The 13,914-nt window shown below is 43.0% G+C and carries 16 protein-coding genes; 8 read left to right on the top strand and 8 right to left on the bottom strand.

All coding sequences use genetic code 11. The features are described from left to right. Positions 1-44 precede the first annotated feature (44 nt). Positions 45-1,385 (top strand): dihydroorotase, encoded by a 1,341-nt coding sequence (locus EOD41_RS01475; RefSeq protein ID WP_127703007.1) that lies wholly within the window; start codon positions 45-47, stop codon positions 1,383-1,385. Positions 1,386-1,551: 166 nt separating this feature from the next. Here the strand turns inward: EOD41_RS01475 and EOD41_RS01470 are convergent, their stop codons facing one another. The 3 genes from EOD41_RS01470 to EOD41_RS01460 all read right to left on the bottom strand — a co-directional run bounded on the left by EOD41_RS01470 (position 1,552) and on the right by EOD41_RS01460 (position 3,524). Next, complete coding sequence (locus EOD41_RS01470; protein ID WP_127703006.1) at positions 1,552-2,007, bottom strand: SRPBCC family protein; 456 nt, start codon at positions 2,005-2,007, stop codon at positions 1,552-1,554. 15 nt (positions 2,008-2,022) lie between these two features. Then, on the bottom strand, positions 2,023-2,472 hold the full coding sequence (locus tag EOD41_RS01465) for an EVE domain-containing protein (RefSeq protein WP_127703005.1): 450 nt from the start codon (positions 2,470-2,472) through the stop codon (positions 2,023-2,025). 107 nt (positions 2,473-2,579) lie between these two features. After that, a complete protein-coding gene (locus EOD41_RS01460) occupies positions 2,580-3,524 on the bottom strand; it encodes a helix-turn-helix transcriptional regulator (protein ID WP_127703004.1) in 945 nt (314 codons plus the stop codon). Positions 3,525-3,578: 54 nt separating this feature from the next. Between EOD41_RS01460 and EOD41_RS01455 the strand changes: the two genes are divergently transcribed. From EOD41_RS01455 to EOD41_RS01445, 3 genes are read left to right on the top strand one after another with little or no spacing between them, the layout of a single operon-like run. Next, on the top strand, positions 3,579-3,827 hold the full coding sequence (locus EOD41_RS01455) for a putative signal transducing protein (RefSeq protein WP_127703003.1): 249 nt from the start codon (positions 3,579-3,581) through the stop codon (positions 3,825-3,827). Positions 3,828-3,877: 50 nt separating this feature from the next. Next, the gene (locus EOD41_RS01450; protein WP_127703002.1) at positions 3,878-4,900 is read left to right on the top strand and encodes a N(4)-(beta-N-acetylglucosaminyl)-L-asparaginase; all 1,023 of its coding nucleotides are present in this window, start codon (positions 3,878-3,880) and stop codon (positions 4,898-4,900) included. 56 nt (positions 4,901-4,956) lie between these two features. Continuing rightward, the gene (locus EOD41_RS01445) at positions 4,957-5,700 is read left to right on the top strand and encodes a copper homeostasis protein CutC (RefSeq protein ID WP_127703001.1); all 744 of its coding nucleotides are present in this window, start codon (positions 4,957-4,959) and stop codon (positions 5,698-5,700) included. Positions 5,701-5,802: 102 nt separating this feature from the next. Here the strand turns inward: EOD41_RS01445 and EOD41_RS01440 are convergent, their stop codons facing one another. Continuing rightward, positions 5,803-6,273 carry an Lrp/AsnC family transcriptional regulator gene (locus tag EOD41_RS01440; RefSeq protein WP_127703000.1) on the bottom strand — a complete coding sequence of 157 codons (471 nt, stop codon included), beginning with the start codon at positions 6,271-6,273 and terminating at the stop codon, positions 5,803-5,805. A 178-nt stretch (positions 6,274-6,451) separates the two neighbouring features. Here EOD41_RS01440 and EOD41_RS01435 point away from each other — a divergent pair, with 178 nt between their 5' ends. From EOD41_RS01435 to EOD41_RS01425, 3 genes are all read left to right on the top strand, one after another. Continuing rightward, positions 6,452-8,332 carry an Nramp family divalent metal transporter gene (locus tag EOD41_RS01435; RefSeq protein WP_127702999.1) on the top strand — a complete coding sequence of 627 codons (1,881 nt, stop codon included), beginning with the start codon at positions 6,452-6,454 and terminating at the stop codon, positions 8,330-8,332. A gap of 36 nt (positions 8,333-8,368) precedes the next feature. Next, positions 8,369-8,818, top strand: a complete 450-nt coding sequence (gene smpB / locus EOD41_RS01430; protein WP_127702998.1) for an SsrA-binding protein SmpB — start codon at positions 8,369-8,371, stop codon at positions 8,816-8,818. 107 nt (positions 8,819-8,925) lie between these two features. After that, complete coding sequence (locus tag EOD41_RS01425; protein ID WP_127702997.1) at positions 8,926-9,315, top strand: hypothetical protein; 390 nt, start codon at positions 8,926-8,928, stop codon at positions 9,313-9,315. A 159-nt stretch (positions 9,316-9,474) separates the two neighbouring features. On the opposite strand, the gene EOD41_RS01420 is transcribed toward EOD41_RS01425, so the two are convergent. Continuing rightward, the gene (locus tag EOD41_RS01420) at positions 9,475-10,131 is read right to left on the bottom strand and encodes a protein-L-isoaspartate(D-aspartate) O-methyltransferase (protein WP_127702996.1); all 657 of its coding nucleotides are present in this window, start codon (positions 10,129-10,131) and stop codon (positions 9,475-9,477) included. A 126-nt stretch (positions 10,132-10,257) separates the two neighbouring features. On the opposite strand from EOD41_RS01420, the gene EOD41_RS01415 reads away from it, so the two are divergent. Further along, complete coding sequence (locus tag EOD41_RS01415) at positions 10,258-10,581, top strand: hypothetical protein (RefSeq protein WP_127702995.1); 324 nt, start codon at positions 10,258-10,260, stop codon at positions 10,579-10,581. A 1-nt stretch (position 10,582) separates the two neighbouring features. Here the strand turns inward: EOD41_RS01415 and priA are convergent, their stop codons facing one another. From priA to EOD41_RS01400, 3 genes are read right to left on the bottom strand one after another with little or no spacing between them, the layout of a single operon-like run. Then, complete coding sequence (gene priA / locus EOD41_RS01410) at positions 10,583-13,066, bottom strand: replication restart helicase PriA (protein ID WP_127702994.1); 2,484 nt, start codon at positions 13,064-13,066, stop codon at positions 10,583-10,585. Positions 13,067-13,073: 7 nt separating this feature from the next. Next, positions 13,074-13,472: a hypothetical protein gene (locus EOD41_RS01405; RefSeq protein WP_127702993.1), complete on the bottom strand. Its 399-nt coding sequence runs from the start codon at positions 13,470-13,472 to the stop codon at positions 13,074-13,076. Positions 13,473-13,500: 28 nt separating this feature from the next. Further along, on the bottom strand, positions 13,501-13,887 hold the full coding sequence (locus tag EOD41_RS01400) for a DUF423 domain-containing protein (protein ID WP_127702992.1): 387 nt from the start codon (positions 13,885-13,887) through the stop codon (positions 13,501-13,503). Between the last annotated feature and the right edge of the window lie 27 nt (positions 13,888-13,914).

The following is a 13,914-nucleotide window of genomic DNA, read 5'->3' as shown; positions in this document are numbered from 1 at the left end:
CCAAATTGAACATCCAAACTCCGAAATAACAATATCTTTGCTCTATGTCTTCCATCCTCATTAAATCGGCTACGGTAGTTAACGAAGGCCGGCAGTTTATCACAGATATCTTAGTAAAAGATGGCTTCATTGAGCGTATCGACGCACAGATTGACGCTGCCGCTGATACAGAAATAAATGCTGAAGGCCTGCACCTGCTACCGGGATGCATTGACGATCAGGTGCACTTTCGCGAACCGGGATTAACACACAAGGCCACTATTTTCACCGAATCGCGGGCGGCTGTTGCCGGTGGTATCACCTCTTTTATGGAGATGCCGAATACTGTACCAAACACGCTCACCCAACAACTACTGGCTGACAAATACGATATTGCTTCGCGTAATTCGCTGGCCAATTATTCATTTTTTATGGGTGCGGGGAATGACAATCTGGATGAAGTATTGCGGACAGATGCCCGTAATGTTTGCGGCATAAAGGTATTTATGGGTTCATCAACCGGCAATATGCTGGTGGATAACCCGGTAACGCTCGACCAGCTTTTTGCTGAATCGCCTATGCTGATAGCTACGCATTGTGAGGATGAAGCGACCATTAAACATAATCTTGCCATAGCCAAAAAGCAATACGGCGAAAACATCCCGGTAACCATGCACCCGGTTATCAGGAATGAAGAGGCTTGCTACCTGTCGTCGTCGCTCGCGGTTGAACTGGCAAAAAAGCACGGTACAAGGCTGCACATTTTGCATATTTCTACCGAGAAAGAAACACATCTGTTTGATAACAACATCCCCCTAAAAGATAAAAAAATAACAGCCGAAGCCTGCGTGCATCACCTTTGGTTTAGCGATGCAGATTACGAAACAAAAGGCAACCTGATAAAATGGAACCCGGCTGTTAAAACTGCTGCCGACCGCGAGGGTATCCTGAAAGCAGTACTTGATGACCGCATTGATGTTATTGCAACCGATCATGCCCCGCATACCATTGAAGAAAAAGCACAACCATATTTGCAGGCGCCGTCCGGCGGACCGCTGGTGCAGCATGCTTTGCCTGCCATGCTTGAGCTATATCACCAGGGCAAAATAACGCTCGAGCAAATAACCCAAAAAATGGCGCATAACGTGGTCGACTGTTTCCGCATTGAAAAACGTGGCTATATACGTGAAGGTTATTGGGCCGACTTAGTTTTGGTCGACTTGAACAATCCATGGACGGTTGACAAAGGAAATATCCTTTACCAATGCGGATGGAGCCCATTTGAAGGCACACAGTTCACCTCATCTGTTCAAAGCACCATTGTTTCGGGTAACTTGGTATGGAATAAAGGTACATTTGTGAACAATCATTTGGCCGGGCAGAGGATGACGTTTAAAGCCCTCTAAATCTCCCTAAAGGGAGACTTTTTAAAGTAAACTTACGCTGAATGCTTCAAGAGAACTTAAAAAGCAGGTTGTCATTCTGAGCGATAGCGAAGAATCTATCGGTAACATTTCTATTAGAATAGATGCTTCACTATCGTTCAGCATGACAATCATTATGTGAAGAGGCCTATCTCTCCTCCCCTTCAGGGGAGGCCGGGTGGGGTTCTATCATCTTCCTCAACTCTTCCATTAACGCTTTCCAGTTGCTTTCCGAATGTTCTTTAGCTGCTTCGTCCTTGCTACCTTGTTGGGTGATGGTTAGGATGGTTTTGCCGTCTTCTTCTTTAAGCAAGTAGCTAACTGTCTGGTAATTTTCGTGTTTATCTTCTGTGCCCGACATGCTGCTCCAGTAGCTGTATTTTACATATTCGCCGGGGATAATTTCAAGCACCTCGCCTTTGTCTTCATAATGTTTACCGTCCCATTCACCGCTCCAAATTACGGGGCTGCCAACTTTCCACTCGGTTTTAAGGTCGGTACCAAAAAAGTATTGTTTTATCATGCCGGGGTCGGTTAAGCCTTTCCAAACTTCAGCTTTTGGTGCATTAAATTCAATGTCAGTTCTTACTGTTAAATCGCTCATAGGTATATTATTGTATTACAATGTTATTGTTTCTGCCTGTTCGCCTTTCAGCATAGCTCTTTTTATTGTTTCAAAATCGACTTCCGGTATCTCAAAAAATCCGAACCTGAACACTTTTTCCCAGCCCTTCTTGTCTTGTACAAAGCTGAGCCTATCCACAATTGATTCAGCAGGTACATCCTCGCATTTATAAAATGTCACTTTACGCCTGTATGGTCTTTTATTGCCCGGTTCACTTTGATATATATCATCATCCTCAACCTGTCCAATGCCGGTGAAAGCCTGTAAAGCAGTATTACTGCCATTCACTTCCTTCGGCGAAAAAAATATCAGCCAGTCGCCTTTTTCAAGTTTTTCCAAAATAGCGTCCTTGCCGTCATTAGCCTGCATGTAGCCGCCTTTTATGCCGTTCTGCAAATAATTTTTCGAAACGGCTATAACCCAATACCGTGTTTTATGTTCCATAATTTCACGTTTTAAACACTGCTACCGGACCGACAACGCAAACAAAACAAGCGCGAATGACAACCCTATGTCAGCAGTAAAATTTATATCGAATTTATTTAAAACAGTTAATAATCTTTTTTTGCAATTTCTGATGCGATGGTTTTTACCCTTTTCCGCAAACTGTCCGGACTTATGATATCCGCCTGGTCGCCGTACATCATAAACCAACGTGCGAAACCTTCTAACGATGTGGTTAAAAACGTCATTTCTACACAATCACCAATTGTTTTTTCAGATACAAAGCCGTTGTAATATTTCTGAAAGTCAAGAAAGTTGTGTATCGATCTGTCTACCCGCATCACCACTGTTTCCAGTTTGTGTTCACGGGCGGTTTGGGCTATATAGTCTTTTAATATTGGATGCTGGCCTGTAAACTTTTCATCAGCCAGGCTAATGCTTCGAATCCTGTCAAGCCTGAAATCGCGGTAATCATTCCGCATGCGGCAATAGGCTATCAGGTGCCAAAAGCTGTCGAGATAATAAATGCCTACCGGCTCAACGTCGCGCAGGGTTTGCATCTGGCTGTGCAAGGCAAAATAATCAAGCTTAAGTATGCATTTTTGCGCTATAGCAGTAAGTATGGTTTGAATATGATCTTGATTATCGGCCCGTTGCTGGCTGCGGCTTTTCAATACCTCAATGCTGCCGTCCATATCTTCCAGCAAGTCTTTTTCAGCAGTGCGCAGTATAGCACGTATCTTGTACATGGCCGATTGATGATGCCCGATGGTCGATGCGTCAGTCATTTTCTCCACAAACTTTTCGGCGGTTAAAAAGGCCGTGGCTTCTTCGCGGGTAAACATTACCGGTGGCAGGCGGTATCCATCAACAATTGAATAGCCTACACCAGCTTCCCCAATCAACGGCACGCCTGCTTCTTCTAAAGTTTTTACGTCACGGTAAACCGTACGCAGGCTGATATTGAACCTTTCGGCAATATCTGCAGCCTTAACTACCCTGCGCGATTGCAGTTGTATCAAAATAGCTGATATGCGGTCGATACGGTTCATGCTTGCCCGAAATTAAATAAAACAAGGTATATTGCACTATATTAACCCGACATTATGCACGAAAACGACAAGATAGTAACACTTGATAGTTACTACGACCCTATGTTGGCCGAAATAATCCGCGGGCGGCTTGAAGCTGAAGGCATCTCCTGTTTTATTGCCGATGGTAATGTTTTAAGCGCACAACCCTTTTATAACCAGGCTGTAGGCGGCGTAAAGATAAAAGTTTTTGAGAAAGACCTGGAACGCTGCCAAGAAATCCTTGCATCAACAGATGATCAAGATAATACTTCAGAAATTTAAAACTACTTTGTGAATACATGTTTATACATGTATCCTTATCTTTACCATTGATGCTAAATCGTCGCCACTTTATAAAATTATCCGCCGTAGGCGCCGCTTCCGTTAAAGTTTATGGTTTGTCGGGCTGTACATCTGCAACAGCTACCACAAACCGTTTACCTATAGTAATCTCAACATGGGATTTTGGTATAGAAGCTAATAAGGAAGCCTGGAAAACGCTGTCGAAAGGTGGGCGTGCGCTCGACGCTGTTGAAGCCGGCGTGCGCATACCCGAGGCTGATATGGAAAATCACACTGTTGGGCGTGCAGGCTACCCCGACCGCGACGGGCATGTTACGCTTGACGCCTGCATAATGGACGAAAAAGGTAATTGCGGGGCGGTAGCAGCTATGGAATATATAGCGCATCCAATCTCGGTAGCGCGCATGGTAATGGAAAAGTCGCCGCATGTTTTGCTGGTTGGCGAGGGGGCAACACAATTTGCCATTGAACAAGGCCTTAAAAAAGAAAAGCTGCTGACACCCGAGTCTGAAAAAGCGTGGAAGAAATGGCTGGTAAAGAAACAATACAAGCCTGTTATTAATATCGAGAACGACCGAAAGCCCGGCAATAAGTTCAATCATGACACCATTGGTATGTTGGCTATTGATAAGCATGGTAATATTTCGGGTGCGTGCACCACAAGCGGTATGGCTTTCAAAATGCATGGCCGTGTGGGTGATAGTCCGATAATTGGTGCCGGATTATATATTGACAATGCAGTTGGTGGTGCAACGTCGACCGGAGTTGGTGAGGAAGTGATTCGTAATGTGGGAAGCTTTTTAGTGGTTGAACTAATGCGACAGGGATTATCACCTGAGGCCGCTTGCAAGGAAGCAGTGCAGCGCATTATCAACAAAAAGCCTGAAACCGCCAAAGAAATACAGGTAGGTTTCCTGGCTATTAATAAAAAAGGAGAATACGGCGCATATGCCATACAGGAAGGCTTTAGCTATGCTGTTTGCGATACTGAGAAACAAGACAGACTTATTGATGGCAAGTTTTTTTACGAAAGCACTGAAGACAAAGAATAATATCCTCGACTAAAAAAAATAGTTTGATCATTTAGATATCCCGTCCTATTGATTTTATGATTACACTTGAAGTTTGTGCAAATTCTGCAGCCTCGGCCTTGGCCGCGCAGGAAGGCGGCGCTGTACGGGTTGAGCTTTGCGATAATTTGAACGAGGGTGGTACCACTCCATCTCCCGGCCAGATATTGCTTGCCCGTAAGCTGTTGCATATAAAACTGTACGTGTTAATCAGGCCGCGTGGCGGCGACTTTTTATATAACAACCTTGAGTTTGAAATAATGCAGGCCGATATCAGGCACTGCATTGAAGCCGGCTGCGATGGCATTGTGATCGGTATACTTACACCAGACGGTCATGTTGACAAAGAACGCTGCGCACAATTGGTTACAATGGCTAAGCAATGGGGACTTGGCGTTACCTTTCATCGGGCATTTGATATGTGCGCCGATCAGTACAAGGCACTTGAGGATATCATCGAAATTGGCTGCGAACGCATACTTACTTCCGGTGGAAAAACTACCGCTATAGAAGGAGCCGGCGTTATCAACCACTTAGTTGAGAAAGCAGCAGGCCGAATCAGCATAATGCCGGGCTGTGGTGTTGATGAACATAACATTGCAGACCTGGTGCACTTTACCGGCGCAACCGAAGTACATTCATCTGCAAAAGTGCATATAAACAGCAGAATGAAGTACCATAACGACAGCATCATTATGGGAAGCTTTTACGGTAACGAGTACAGCTATGCTGAAACCAGTAAAGAGCGGGTAGCGGAGATGATAAGAAAGGCAAACGGATAATTTTTGTTCATAGTTAATGGTTCATGGTTCATAGCTGCTACGCCATGCTTATCGTTAAATAGCTTTACAATGAACTATCATCTATGAACCATGAACCAAGAATTAATACTCCAGCGGAATAATAGCTTCTTTTTTACTGGTCGACATGATCATCATGGTGTGGAATGTTTTCACCACGTTAATACGGCTGATTTTTTCCATGATCAATTGTTCATACGATTTGATATCCCTTACATAAACCTTCAGCAGAAAATCACACTGACCGGTTACGTGATGACATTCGGTAACCTCTTTAATTTTCTGTATCTCGTCTAAAAATATCTGTATGGTATTGTTCTTATGGAAATCAAGCGATACCTGTATAAAGGTTTTTATGCCTAAACCAAGCTTTTCTTCGTCTACCAAAGCATGATAGCTCTTTATATATTCGGCATTTTCCAGCTTACGCACACGCTCAAGCGTTGGCGCCGGCGACAGGCCTATTTCGTTTGAAAGCTGCAGGTTGGTGATCCTGCCGTTTTCCTGTAATATTTTTAGTATCTGAAGATCTATCTTATCTAATTCGGTAGCCATGGTAGTACAAAGATATATTTAAACGATGCAAACAGAATAATATTTTTTTACACCCCGGTCATACAAAAATAAATTTTACAGTAAAATTAGGTCAGTCTAATTTTTAAGATTAGATTTACAAAAATATATTTTCTAAAACATAACACCCTTATTGTTAGTATAACTACGGGAATAATAAATGGAAGTTAAGCACAGCGAATCATTAAGCGACGTACACAGTTCGGTAAACACCGAAAATAAAACCGGTTGGCGCCGTATCCTGGCATTTATAGGTCCGGCTTATTTGGTAAGTGTCGGTTATATGGACCCGGGTAACTGGGCTACTGATATTGCGGGTGGCAGCGCTTTTGGTTATAAACTGATATGGGTACTGCTCGTATCAAATTTAATTGCGTTGCTGCTGCAATCGTTAAGCGCAAGGTTAGGTATTGTTCGCGGCGTCGATCTGGCGCAAGCTTCAAAAAATGCCTACCCTCCTTTTGTAAATTTTTGCCTGTATGTCCTGGCACAACTGGCCATTATAGCATGTGATCTTGCTGAGATCATTGGTATGGCCATAGGGTTAAATCTGTTGTTTGATTTGCCGTTGATTTGGGGCGTGCTACTAACCATTACCGATACCATTTTACTGTTGTTTTTGATGAATAAAGGCATGCGTAAGCTCGAAGCTTTTATAGTTTCGATGATATTCATTGTCGGTTTATCATTTTTAACAGAGATGTTTATTGTACAGCCTGATGTGGTAGAAGTGGCAAAGGGTTTTATTCCGGGCAACCTGTCGGGTAGTTCATTATATATCGCTATTGGTATAATTGGTGCTACCGTGATGCCGCATAACCTGTACCTGCATTCGTCGCTGGTGCAAACCCGCAAAATAAACCGGAGTGACGACGGTATTAAGGCTGCGTTGAAATACAATTTCATTGATACAATAATTGCCTTAAACCTGGCTTTTTTGGTTAATGCAGCGATATTGATACTGGCAGCAGGAGCTTTTTTCAAGAACGGCTATTTTGAGGTTGCCGAGATACAGGATGCTTACAAATTGCTTGAAAGTATTTTCGGGAAGGCGGCGCCTATACTGTTTGCAGTAGCGCTGATAGCATCAGGTCAAAGTTCAACTATTACAGGTACGCTGGCCGGGCAAATCATTATGGAGGGGCATATCAACCTGCGCATAGCGCCATGGATGCGTCGTTTGCTTACGCGCCTGCTTGCCATTGTACCGGCGGTATGCACCATTGTATATTTTGGCGACGACGCGCTGGGTAATCTGTTAATATTAAGTCAGGTGGTGTTGAGCCTGCAACTTGGTTTCGCTATAATTCCGCTGATACATTTTACGGCTGATAAACGCAGCATGGGCAAATTTGCTACCGGAAATGTTATTAAGATACTTGCCTGGATAAGCGCTTTTGTAATTGTAGCATTAAACGTAAAGCTTGTGGCCGAACAGATTATCGGCTGGATTGAAAACTATCCGCAAGCCCGTGTGGCCATATATGCCATTGTTATGCCTGTTGCGGCGGGCATTGGTGCTCTGTTATTATACATATTTTTTAAACCGATTGTATTCAAGCTGAAGGAAAAACCGGGGAGGGTACCGCATGGTGATGCTTGGGCGCTGGATAATTTTGATTCTATTGTTTACAACAGGGTAGCTATTCCGATAGATTTTTCAAAAAACGACCGTGATGCCATTCGTCACGGCATTATGCAGGGAGGCAAGCAGGCTACATATACCCTTATACACGTGGTGGAAACAGCCGGAGCCCGGTACCATGATACCGAGGTAATGGATCAGGAAACACAAAGCGATACCAAGAATCTGGACAAATATGTAAACGAGTTAAACGCTTTAGGCTACATAGCCTCGGCCAAAATAGGTTATGGCATGCCTGCTAAAGCCATAGTAAAAATTGTTAAGCAGGAAAATGCCGACCTGATTGTGATGGGGTCGCACGGGCACAGGGTTTTAAAAGACCTGTTTTACGGGTCGACAGTTGATACGGTGCGCCATATGGTTAACGTACCTGTGCTTGTGGTAAAACACCAATAAATAATTTTGCATATTTGCAGCTAAAGCAGGAAGGTGATGAGCCAGGATATCTACATAAAAAACAAAAAAGCATACTTTGAATACCATATACTTGACGAGTACACAGCAGGTATCCAGTTGCTTGGTACCGAGATAAAATCGATCAGGGAAGGTAAAGCTAACCTTAATGATGCTTTTTGCACCTTTATGAACGGGCAGTTATATGTTCGTAACCTGCATATCTCGGAGTACTCGATGGGCTCGTTCTATAACCACGAGGCTAAGCGCGACCGTGTATTGCTTCTACAAAAAAAAGAACTAAAAAAACTGCTGGTAAAGGGTGAAGAAAAAGGCTTTACTATTGTTCCGCTGGCTTTGTTTATTAGCGAACGCGGTTTTGCCAAGTTAAAGATAGCCCTTGCACAGGGTAAGAAAACTTTTGACAAGCGCGAAACTATGAAAGAGCGCGACAGCAAAATAGAAATGGACAGGGCGTTGAAACGGTGAGTTTGATTTCGAATTTCGAATGTTCAATTTCGGATGTTACTGTTTAGAATTTAGTATTTATCAAATTTGTCATTCTGAACGTCAGTGAAGAATCTTTAATCGCCACCATGCCTATAGTGAATATTCCCTTCGAGGAAGAATCATACCAAAAGTTAAGTACACAGCAAACTTCGATTCAGAATTTTATCAGCTTGTTGATTTATAAAAATAACGATGTCTTTCCGGCTATTGAGCGTATTTTACGTGAGTACCACTTCAACGACGGCGGCTCGCCATATATAGAGGGCTTTGAAATAACCAACGCCGAATATCAACCGGATACAAGAAAAGGCAGAATTTGGTTAAAGTACCGCATCGACTACTACTTCGGCTGCGAAGACCGCAGCGCTGGCACTACCTTTAATGAAGGTTACAATTTCGAAATCGATCCGGATGCATCCATCTTGAAATTATATTTCCCTGAACCTGTACAAAGAGATACTTTGGATGAGTTTTAGCTAACAGGAATTTAAAAACTTGAATCAAATTGTCATTCTGAACGATAGTAAAGAATCTATCGGCAAGTGATTGTCCGCTTTCTTATAGATGCCTCGCTATCGCTCAGCATGACAAATGATTATAATTTAGAAATGGAACATTCGAAATTCGAAATAAAACTACCAAGCCTTATCACCTACCAGCGGCACAAACCTGAAAGTATCTAACACCACCTTTTCGTAATCATGCTCACCAACCTTTAGTACGGTAACCATTTGCTGCGTTTCTTCATTACCTACAGGAATAACAAGCAAACCACCAATTTTTAGTTGCTGCAATAATATATCGGGTACAAAAGGCGCCCCGGCAGTTACCAGGATCTTGTTATACGGAGCTTGCTCTGATATGCCCTTTGATCCGTCGCCTAAAAAAAAGTGGGGTTTATATCCCATATAAGGCAATACCTGTATGGTTCTTTCATACAACTTCTCCTGCCGCTCAATGGTGTAAACCTGCGCGCCAAGTTCCATCAGGATACAGGTTTGATAACCGCTGCCTGTACCTATCTCCAGCACTTTGTCGCCTTTGTTAATATGCAGCAACTGGGTTTGATAGGCCACAGTATATGGCTGCGAAATGGTTTGCCCCTCGCCTATCGGGAAAGCGATGTCTTTATATGCCTGGTTGTAAAAAGTCTCGTCGAAGAAGAAATGGCGCGGTACTTTACCTATGGCTGCAAGTACTTTTTCGTCTTCAATACCCTTCTTTCGCAGTAACTCAACCAGTCGTTTACGCGCCCCCTGCTCACGGTAATTATCTTTATACTTATAGGCCATTTGCATGCTAAGTTATGCAAAAAAACATCCCGTTTTTAACGCCGAAAGCACTTCATATACACTTGCTTTTTTAAGGCGCTGTGTAGCATTAAATTAAAGTACTGCGTAATCCTAATAAATATTAACATGAAAACTCATATGTACAAAATATATCTGGCCGCTGCTTTTTGTTTGGTAAGCATGGCCTTTTCAGCATGTAAAAAAGACGAACGGACAATTGAAGCCGACGGCCTTATAATCGACTTGGGTAACCCCGCCGCCGATGGTTGCGGATGGGCCATCCAGATAAACAATACACATTACAAACCTGAATTTCTTGACGAAAAATTTCAGCAGGACAGCATGGTGGTAAGAGTTGATTATAAACTTTTGAAAAACAGCTACAGTTGCGGCATTGCAGCAAACATTGGCATGCCGTACATACAGGTTAAACAAATAAAAAAGAAGTAGTTTAATACGGGTCGACATCAGGCTGTACAATACTGCCCTTGCTTAGCTTAGTAGTTTGAAACTGCGTGATAACATCCCTGATGATAGTCTTTGCCTTAACAATTGACAAACCATCTTTCTCAAACTTAAGCATAATGGTTTTGATGTAGTAATTACGTATGCGGCCAATTAATGGCGTTTCCGGACCAATTACCCTGTCGCCAAAATGCTTGCGGAGCTCATTTGCCAGGTAAATCGCCTGATTGTATAGCATTTCAGGGTCTTTATGCTTTACATCGAGATTAATTATGCGGTAGTACGGCGGATACTTAAAGCTTTTCCGCTCTTCCATTTCAGTGAAATACAGGTCGTGGTAATTATTTTCAATAATCTGTTTTATTACACGGTGCGCTGTGTCATATGTCTGGATAACAACCTTTCCCCTTTTACCTCTTCGCCCGGCCCTGCCGCTTACCTGCGAAAGTAATTGGAAACTGCGTTCGTTTGCCCGGTAATCAGGAAATTTGAGCAGGCTATCTGCATTGATGATACCTATTACCGTAACATCAGCAAAATCAAGACCCTTAGCTACCATTTGAGTGCCTACCAATATATCGATCTTTTTTTCTTCCAGATCATTAAGAATGTTTTGCAGCGCATTGCGTGACCGTGTAGTATCCATATCCATCCGCGCGATGCGTGCATCGGGCAATAAAACACTCAGGTCATCCTCAATTTTTTCGGTGCCTAAGCCTTTATACTCCAGGTGCGTTGAGCCGCAGGCAGGGCAAATGGTAGGCGAATCCTCTTTATAGCCGCAATAATGGCAATGCAGTTTACCGCTACTTTTATGATAAGTTAAACTCACATCGCAGTTTATACATTTGGGGGTATAGGCACAAACACGGCACATTAATAACGGTGCGTATCCCCTGCGATTTTGAAATAATATCACCTGCTCCTTTGCTGAAAGCGCTTCCTGCGTGTCTTTCATCAGCGCCCCGGTAAAGTGGCCTTGTATAGTTTTTTTCTTTGTTTCTTCAGTAATGCTGACCACCTCAATATCCGGCAGCTCCACTCCGCCATATCGCTCAGCAAGTTCAGTCAGGCCATATTTATGAATACGGGCATTAAAGTAACTTTCGAATGAGGGAGTAGCCGAACCTAACAACACCCTGCTATTGTACATATTGGCAAGGTAAATAGCCACATCGCGCGCGTTGTATCGAGGCGCCGGGTCAAACTGCTTGTAGGACGTTTCATGTTCCTCATCCACTATAATCAGCCCCAGATCAGCATAAGGCAAAAACACCGCCGAGCGGGCACCAAGCACCACTTTATACTCGCCGGCCATTACTCTCTGCCAAACCTCGGCACGCTGGCTATCATTAAATTTAGAGTGATACACTCCGATAGCCGATCCGAAGTATGTCCGCAACCGCTCAATGATATGCGTTGTCAGCGCTATTTCAGGCAAAAGATACAGCACCTGCCTGCCTGTAGCTATCATCTCTTCAATCAAGCGAACATATATCTGGGTTTTGCCGGATGAAGTAACACCATACAGCAGCACAGTATCCTTATCTTCAAACTGACGTTTAATATCTGTAAGCGCATGTTGCTGTTGTTCGCTTAAGTCGAAAATGCCGGTTTCTTCCTCTTTTTCATGATGCAGGCGGCTTACGCTCTTTTCTCCCGCAATAAATATTTCCTTATCAATAAGCGCCTTTATTGCGGCTGCTCCTGCTCCGCTGGCTTCGGTAATATCATTTTTTGAAATGAGCTTTTGATTTCTGGACAGGTGGATATAAGCCAGCAACGCGTCGGCCTGTTTAGGAGCGCGCTCCAGTATCATCATTAACTCCTTCAGATTATCGTCGTTACGGTAAACCGGATTGAGGGATATAAATGTCCGCTTGCGTGGTTTGTAACGGTCGCTAACTTCTTCAGAGATATTGATAATGTTCTTCTCGAACATCATTTTCAGTATCGGCATTACCGTTTTTTGCCCAAGCAGCTTTGCAATGTCGCTTACAGTAAGCTCGGGCTGCAGGTCGAGGGCTTCGGCTATCAAAAACTCTTTATCATGCAGCTGACTGCGATCTAACTCAATATCTTTATTTAAAGTGATCTTGGTTTCGCTGGCCAGTTTTAATACCGATGGCAGCGCAGCGTTCATTACCTCGCCAATGTAGCACATGTAGTAATCGGCTATCCACTGCCAAAGCTGTAACTGCGCTGTAGTAACCAACGGTCGGTCGTCAAGCACTTCCAGTATGTATTTGGCTTCATACTTTTCGGGCGCCTGTTCACTTATAGAAAGAATAATGGCTGTATAAAGCTTGCTTTTACCGAATTGCACCACCACACGCTTGCCTGTTTCAACAAGCGCGTTCATTTCAAACGGCACACGGTAAGTGTAGTTTTTGGCGATAGCCAAAGGCAGTATCACTTCTACAAACAGTGTTTTCCGCCCGGTTGAATGTGTTTCGGCAAATTCCAGCATTAAGTATTTATTCTATTTCGTTCAACTTCTCATAACAATTCTGCTCTTCATAATATCCGGCGCAGAATACAACTATATCATTCCTTACATCATATTGAACATCTATAGTTCCTGAAGTGTCAGTAAGAAGTTCTGAAAATTTTTTTATATCCCTATCAAGGTTTAAAAAGAAATTCTTGAAAGTAATAATTTGTCCCTTACGTTCCCATTTTCCTTTCATGCTGAAAGCAAGATTATTGTCACGGTCAAAAATCCTTCTTTCATAAATGCCGCCTTGTTTAAGTTGGATAGTGTCAAAAGTATTTACATAATTAACCGGTGTATATAAACCATAAATATCTTGGTCACCTTTTGAAACGCATGATGAAATAAACAATATAATAAAAAGGAAATTTTTCCAATTCATTTTAGTTGAAGTTTAACGAATGATAAGATTATTTATCTCTGATAGCGGCGGCAGCGAGGCAAAGCCATCCGGCAATAAATAACAACCCGCCAATTGGCGTTACAGGACCAAGGATACCTATCCATCCCCAGCCTAACATATCTCGACAAGACAGCAGGTACAATGATCCTGAAAAGAAAACTATACCCAGTGTAAATAAATAATAGCTTGCCGCAATTAATTTGTTTTTAAAACGTGTAAAGGTAGAAAGGAACAGCAAAGCCAGCACATGCACAAAATGGTATTGCACGGCTGTATGCCATACTTCCAGCTGCTGGGGTTGCAGATACGGCTTTAAGCCATGCGCGCCAAAAGCGCCAAGCACAACCGCCAGCGCACCAAATAAAGCTGCTGTAATAATGATGTTTTTATTCATAAAACAGATAAAAAGCTAAATTAACCA

The organism is Mucilaginibacter limnophilus (assembly GCF_004005815.1).
GTDB lineage: Bacteria > Bacteroidota > Bacteroidia > Sphingobacteriales > Sphingobacteriaceae > Mucilaginibacter > Mucilaginibacter limnophilus.
The sequence above is the reverse complement of the archived record's forward strand: the minus strand, read 5'-3'. Positions and strand labels throughout refer to the sequence as shown.

Coding starts and splice junctions, on each gene's coding strand:
- EOD41_RS01475 (WP_127703007.1), top strand. CDS start 45: ATGTCTTCCATCCTCATTAAATCGGCTACGGTAGTTAACGAAGGCCGG.
- EOD41_RS01470 (WP_127703006.1), bottom strand. CDS start 2,007: ATGAGCGATTTAACAGTAAGAACTGACATTGAATTTAATGCACCAAAA.
- EOD41_RS01465 (WP_127703005.1), bottom strand. CDS start 2,472: ATGGAACATAAAACACGGTATTGGGTTATAGCCGTTTCGAAAAATTAT.
- EOD41_RS01460 (WP_127703004.1), bottom strand. CDS start 3,524: ATGAACCGTATCGACCGCATATCAGCTATTTTGATACAACTGCAATCG.
- EOD41_RS01455 (WP_127703003.1), top strand. CDS start 3,579: ATGCACGAAAACGACAAGATAGTAACACTTGATAGTTACTACGACCCT.
- EOD41_RS01450 (WP_127703002.1), top strand. CDS start 3,878: ATGCTAAATCGTCGCCACTTTATAAAATTATCCGCCGTAGGCGCCGCT.
- EOD41_RS01445 (WP_127703001.1), top strand. CDS start 4,957: ATGATTACACTTGAAGTTTGTGCAAATTCTGCAGCCTCGGCCTTGGCC.
- EOD41_RS01440 (WP_127703000.1), bottom strand. CDS start 6,273: ATGGCTACCGAATTAGATAAGATAGATCTTCAGATACTAAAAATATTA.
- EOD41_RS01435 (WP_127702999.1), top strand. CDS start 6,452: ATGGAAGTTAAGCACAGCGAATCATTAAGCGACGTACACAGTTCGGTA.
- smpB (WP_127702998.1), top strand. CDS start 8,369: ATGAGCCAGGATATCTACATAAAAAACAAAAAAGCATACTTTGAATAC.
- EOD41_RS01425 (WP_127702997.1), top strand. CDS start 8,926: ATGCCTATAGTGAATATTCCCTTCGAGGAAGAATCATACCAAAAGTTA.
- EOD41_RS01420 (WP_127702996.1), bottom strand. CDS start 10,131: ATGGCCTATAAGTATAAAGATAATTACCGTGAGCAGGGGGCGCGTAAA.
- EOD41_RS01415 (WP_127702995.1), top strand. CDS start 10,258: ATGAAAACTCATATGTACAAAATATATCTGGCCGCTGCTTTTTGTTTG.
- priA (WP_127702994.1), bottom strand. CDS start 13,066: ATGCTGGAATTTGCCGAAACACATTCAACCGGGCGGAAAACACTGTTT.
- EOD41_RS01405 (WP_127702993.1), bottom strand. CDS start 13,472: ATGAATTGGAAAAATTTCCTTTTTATTATATTGTTTATTTCATCATGC.
- EOD41_RS01400 (WP_127702992.1), bottom strand. CDS start 13,887: ATGAATAAAAACATCATTATTACAGCAGCTTTATTTGGTGCGCTGGCG.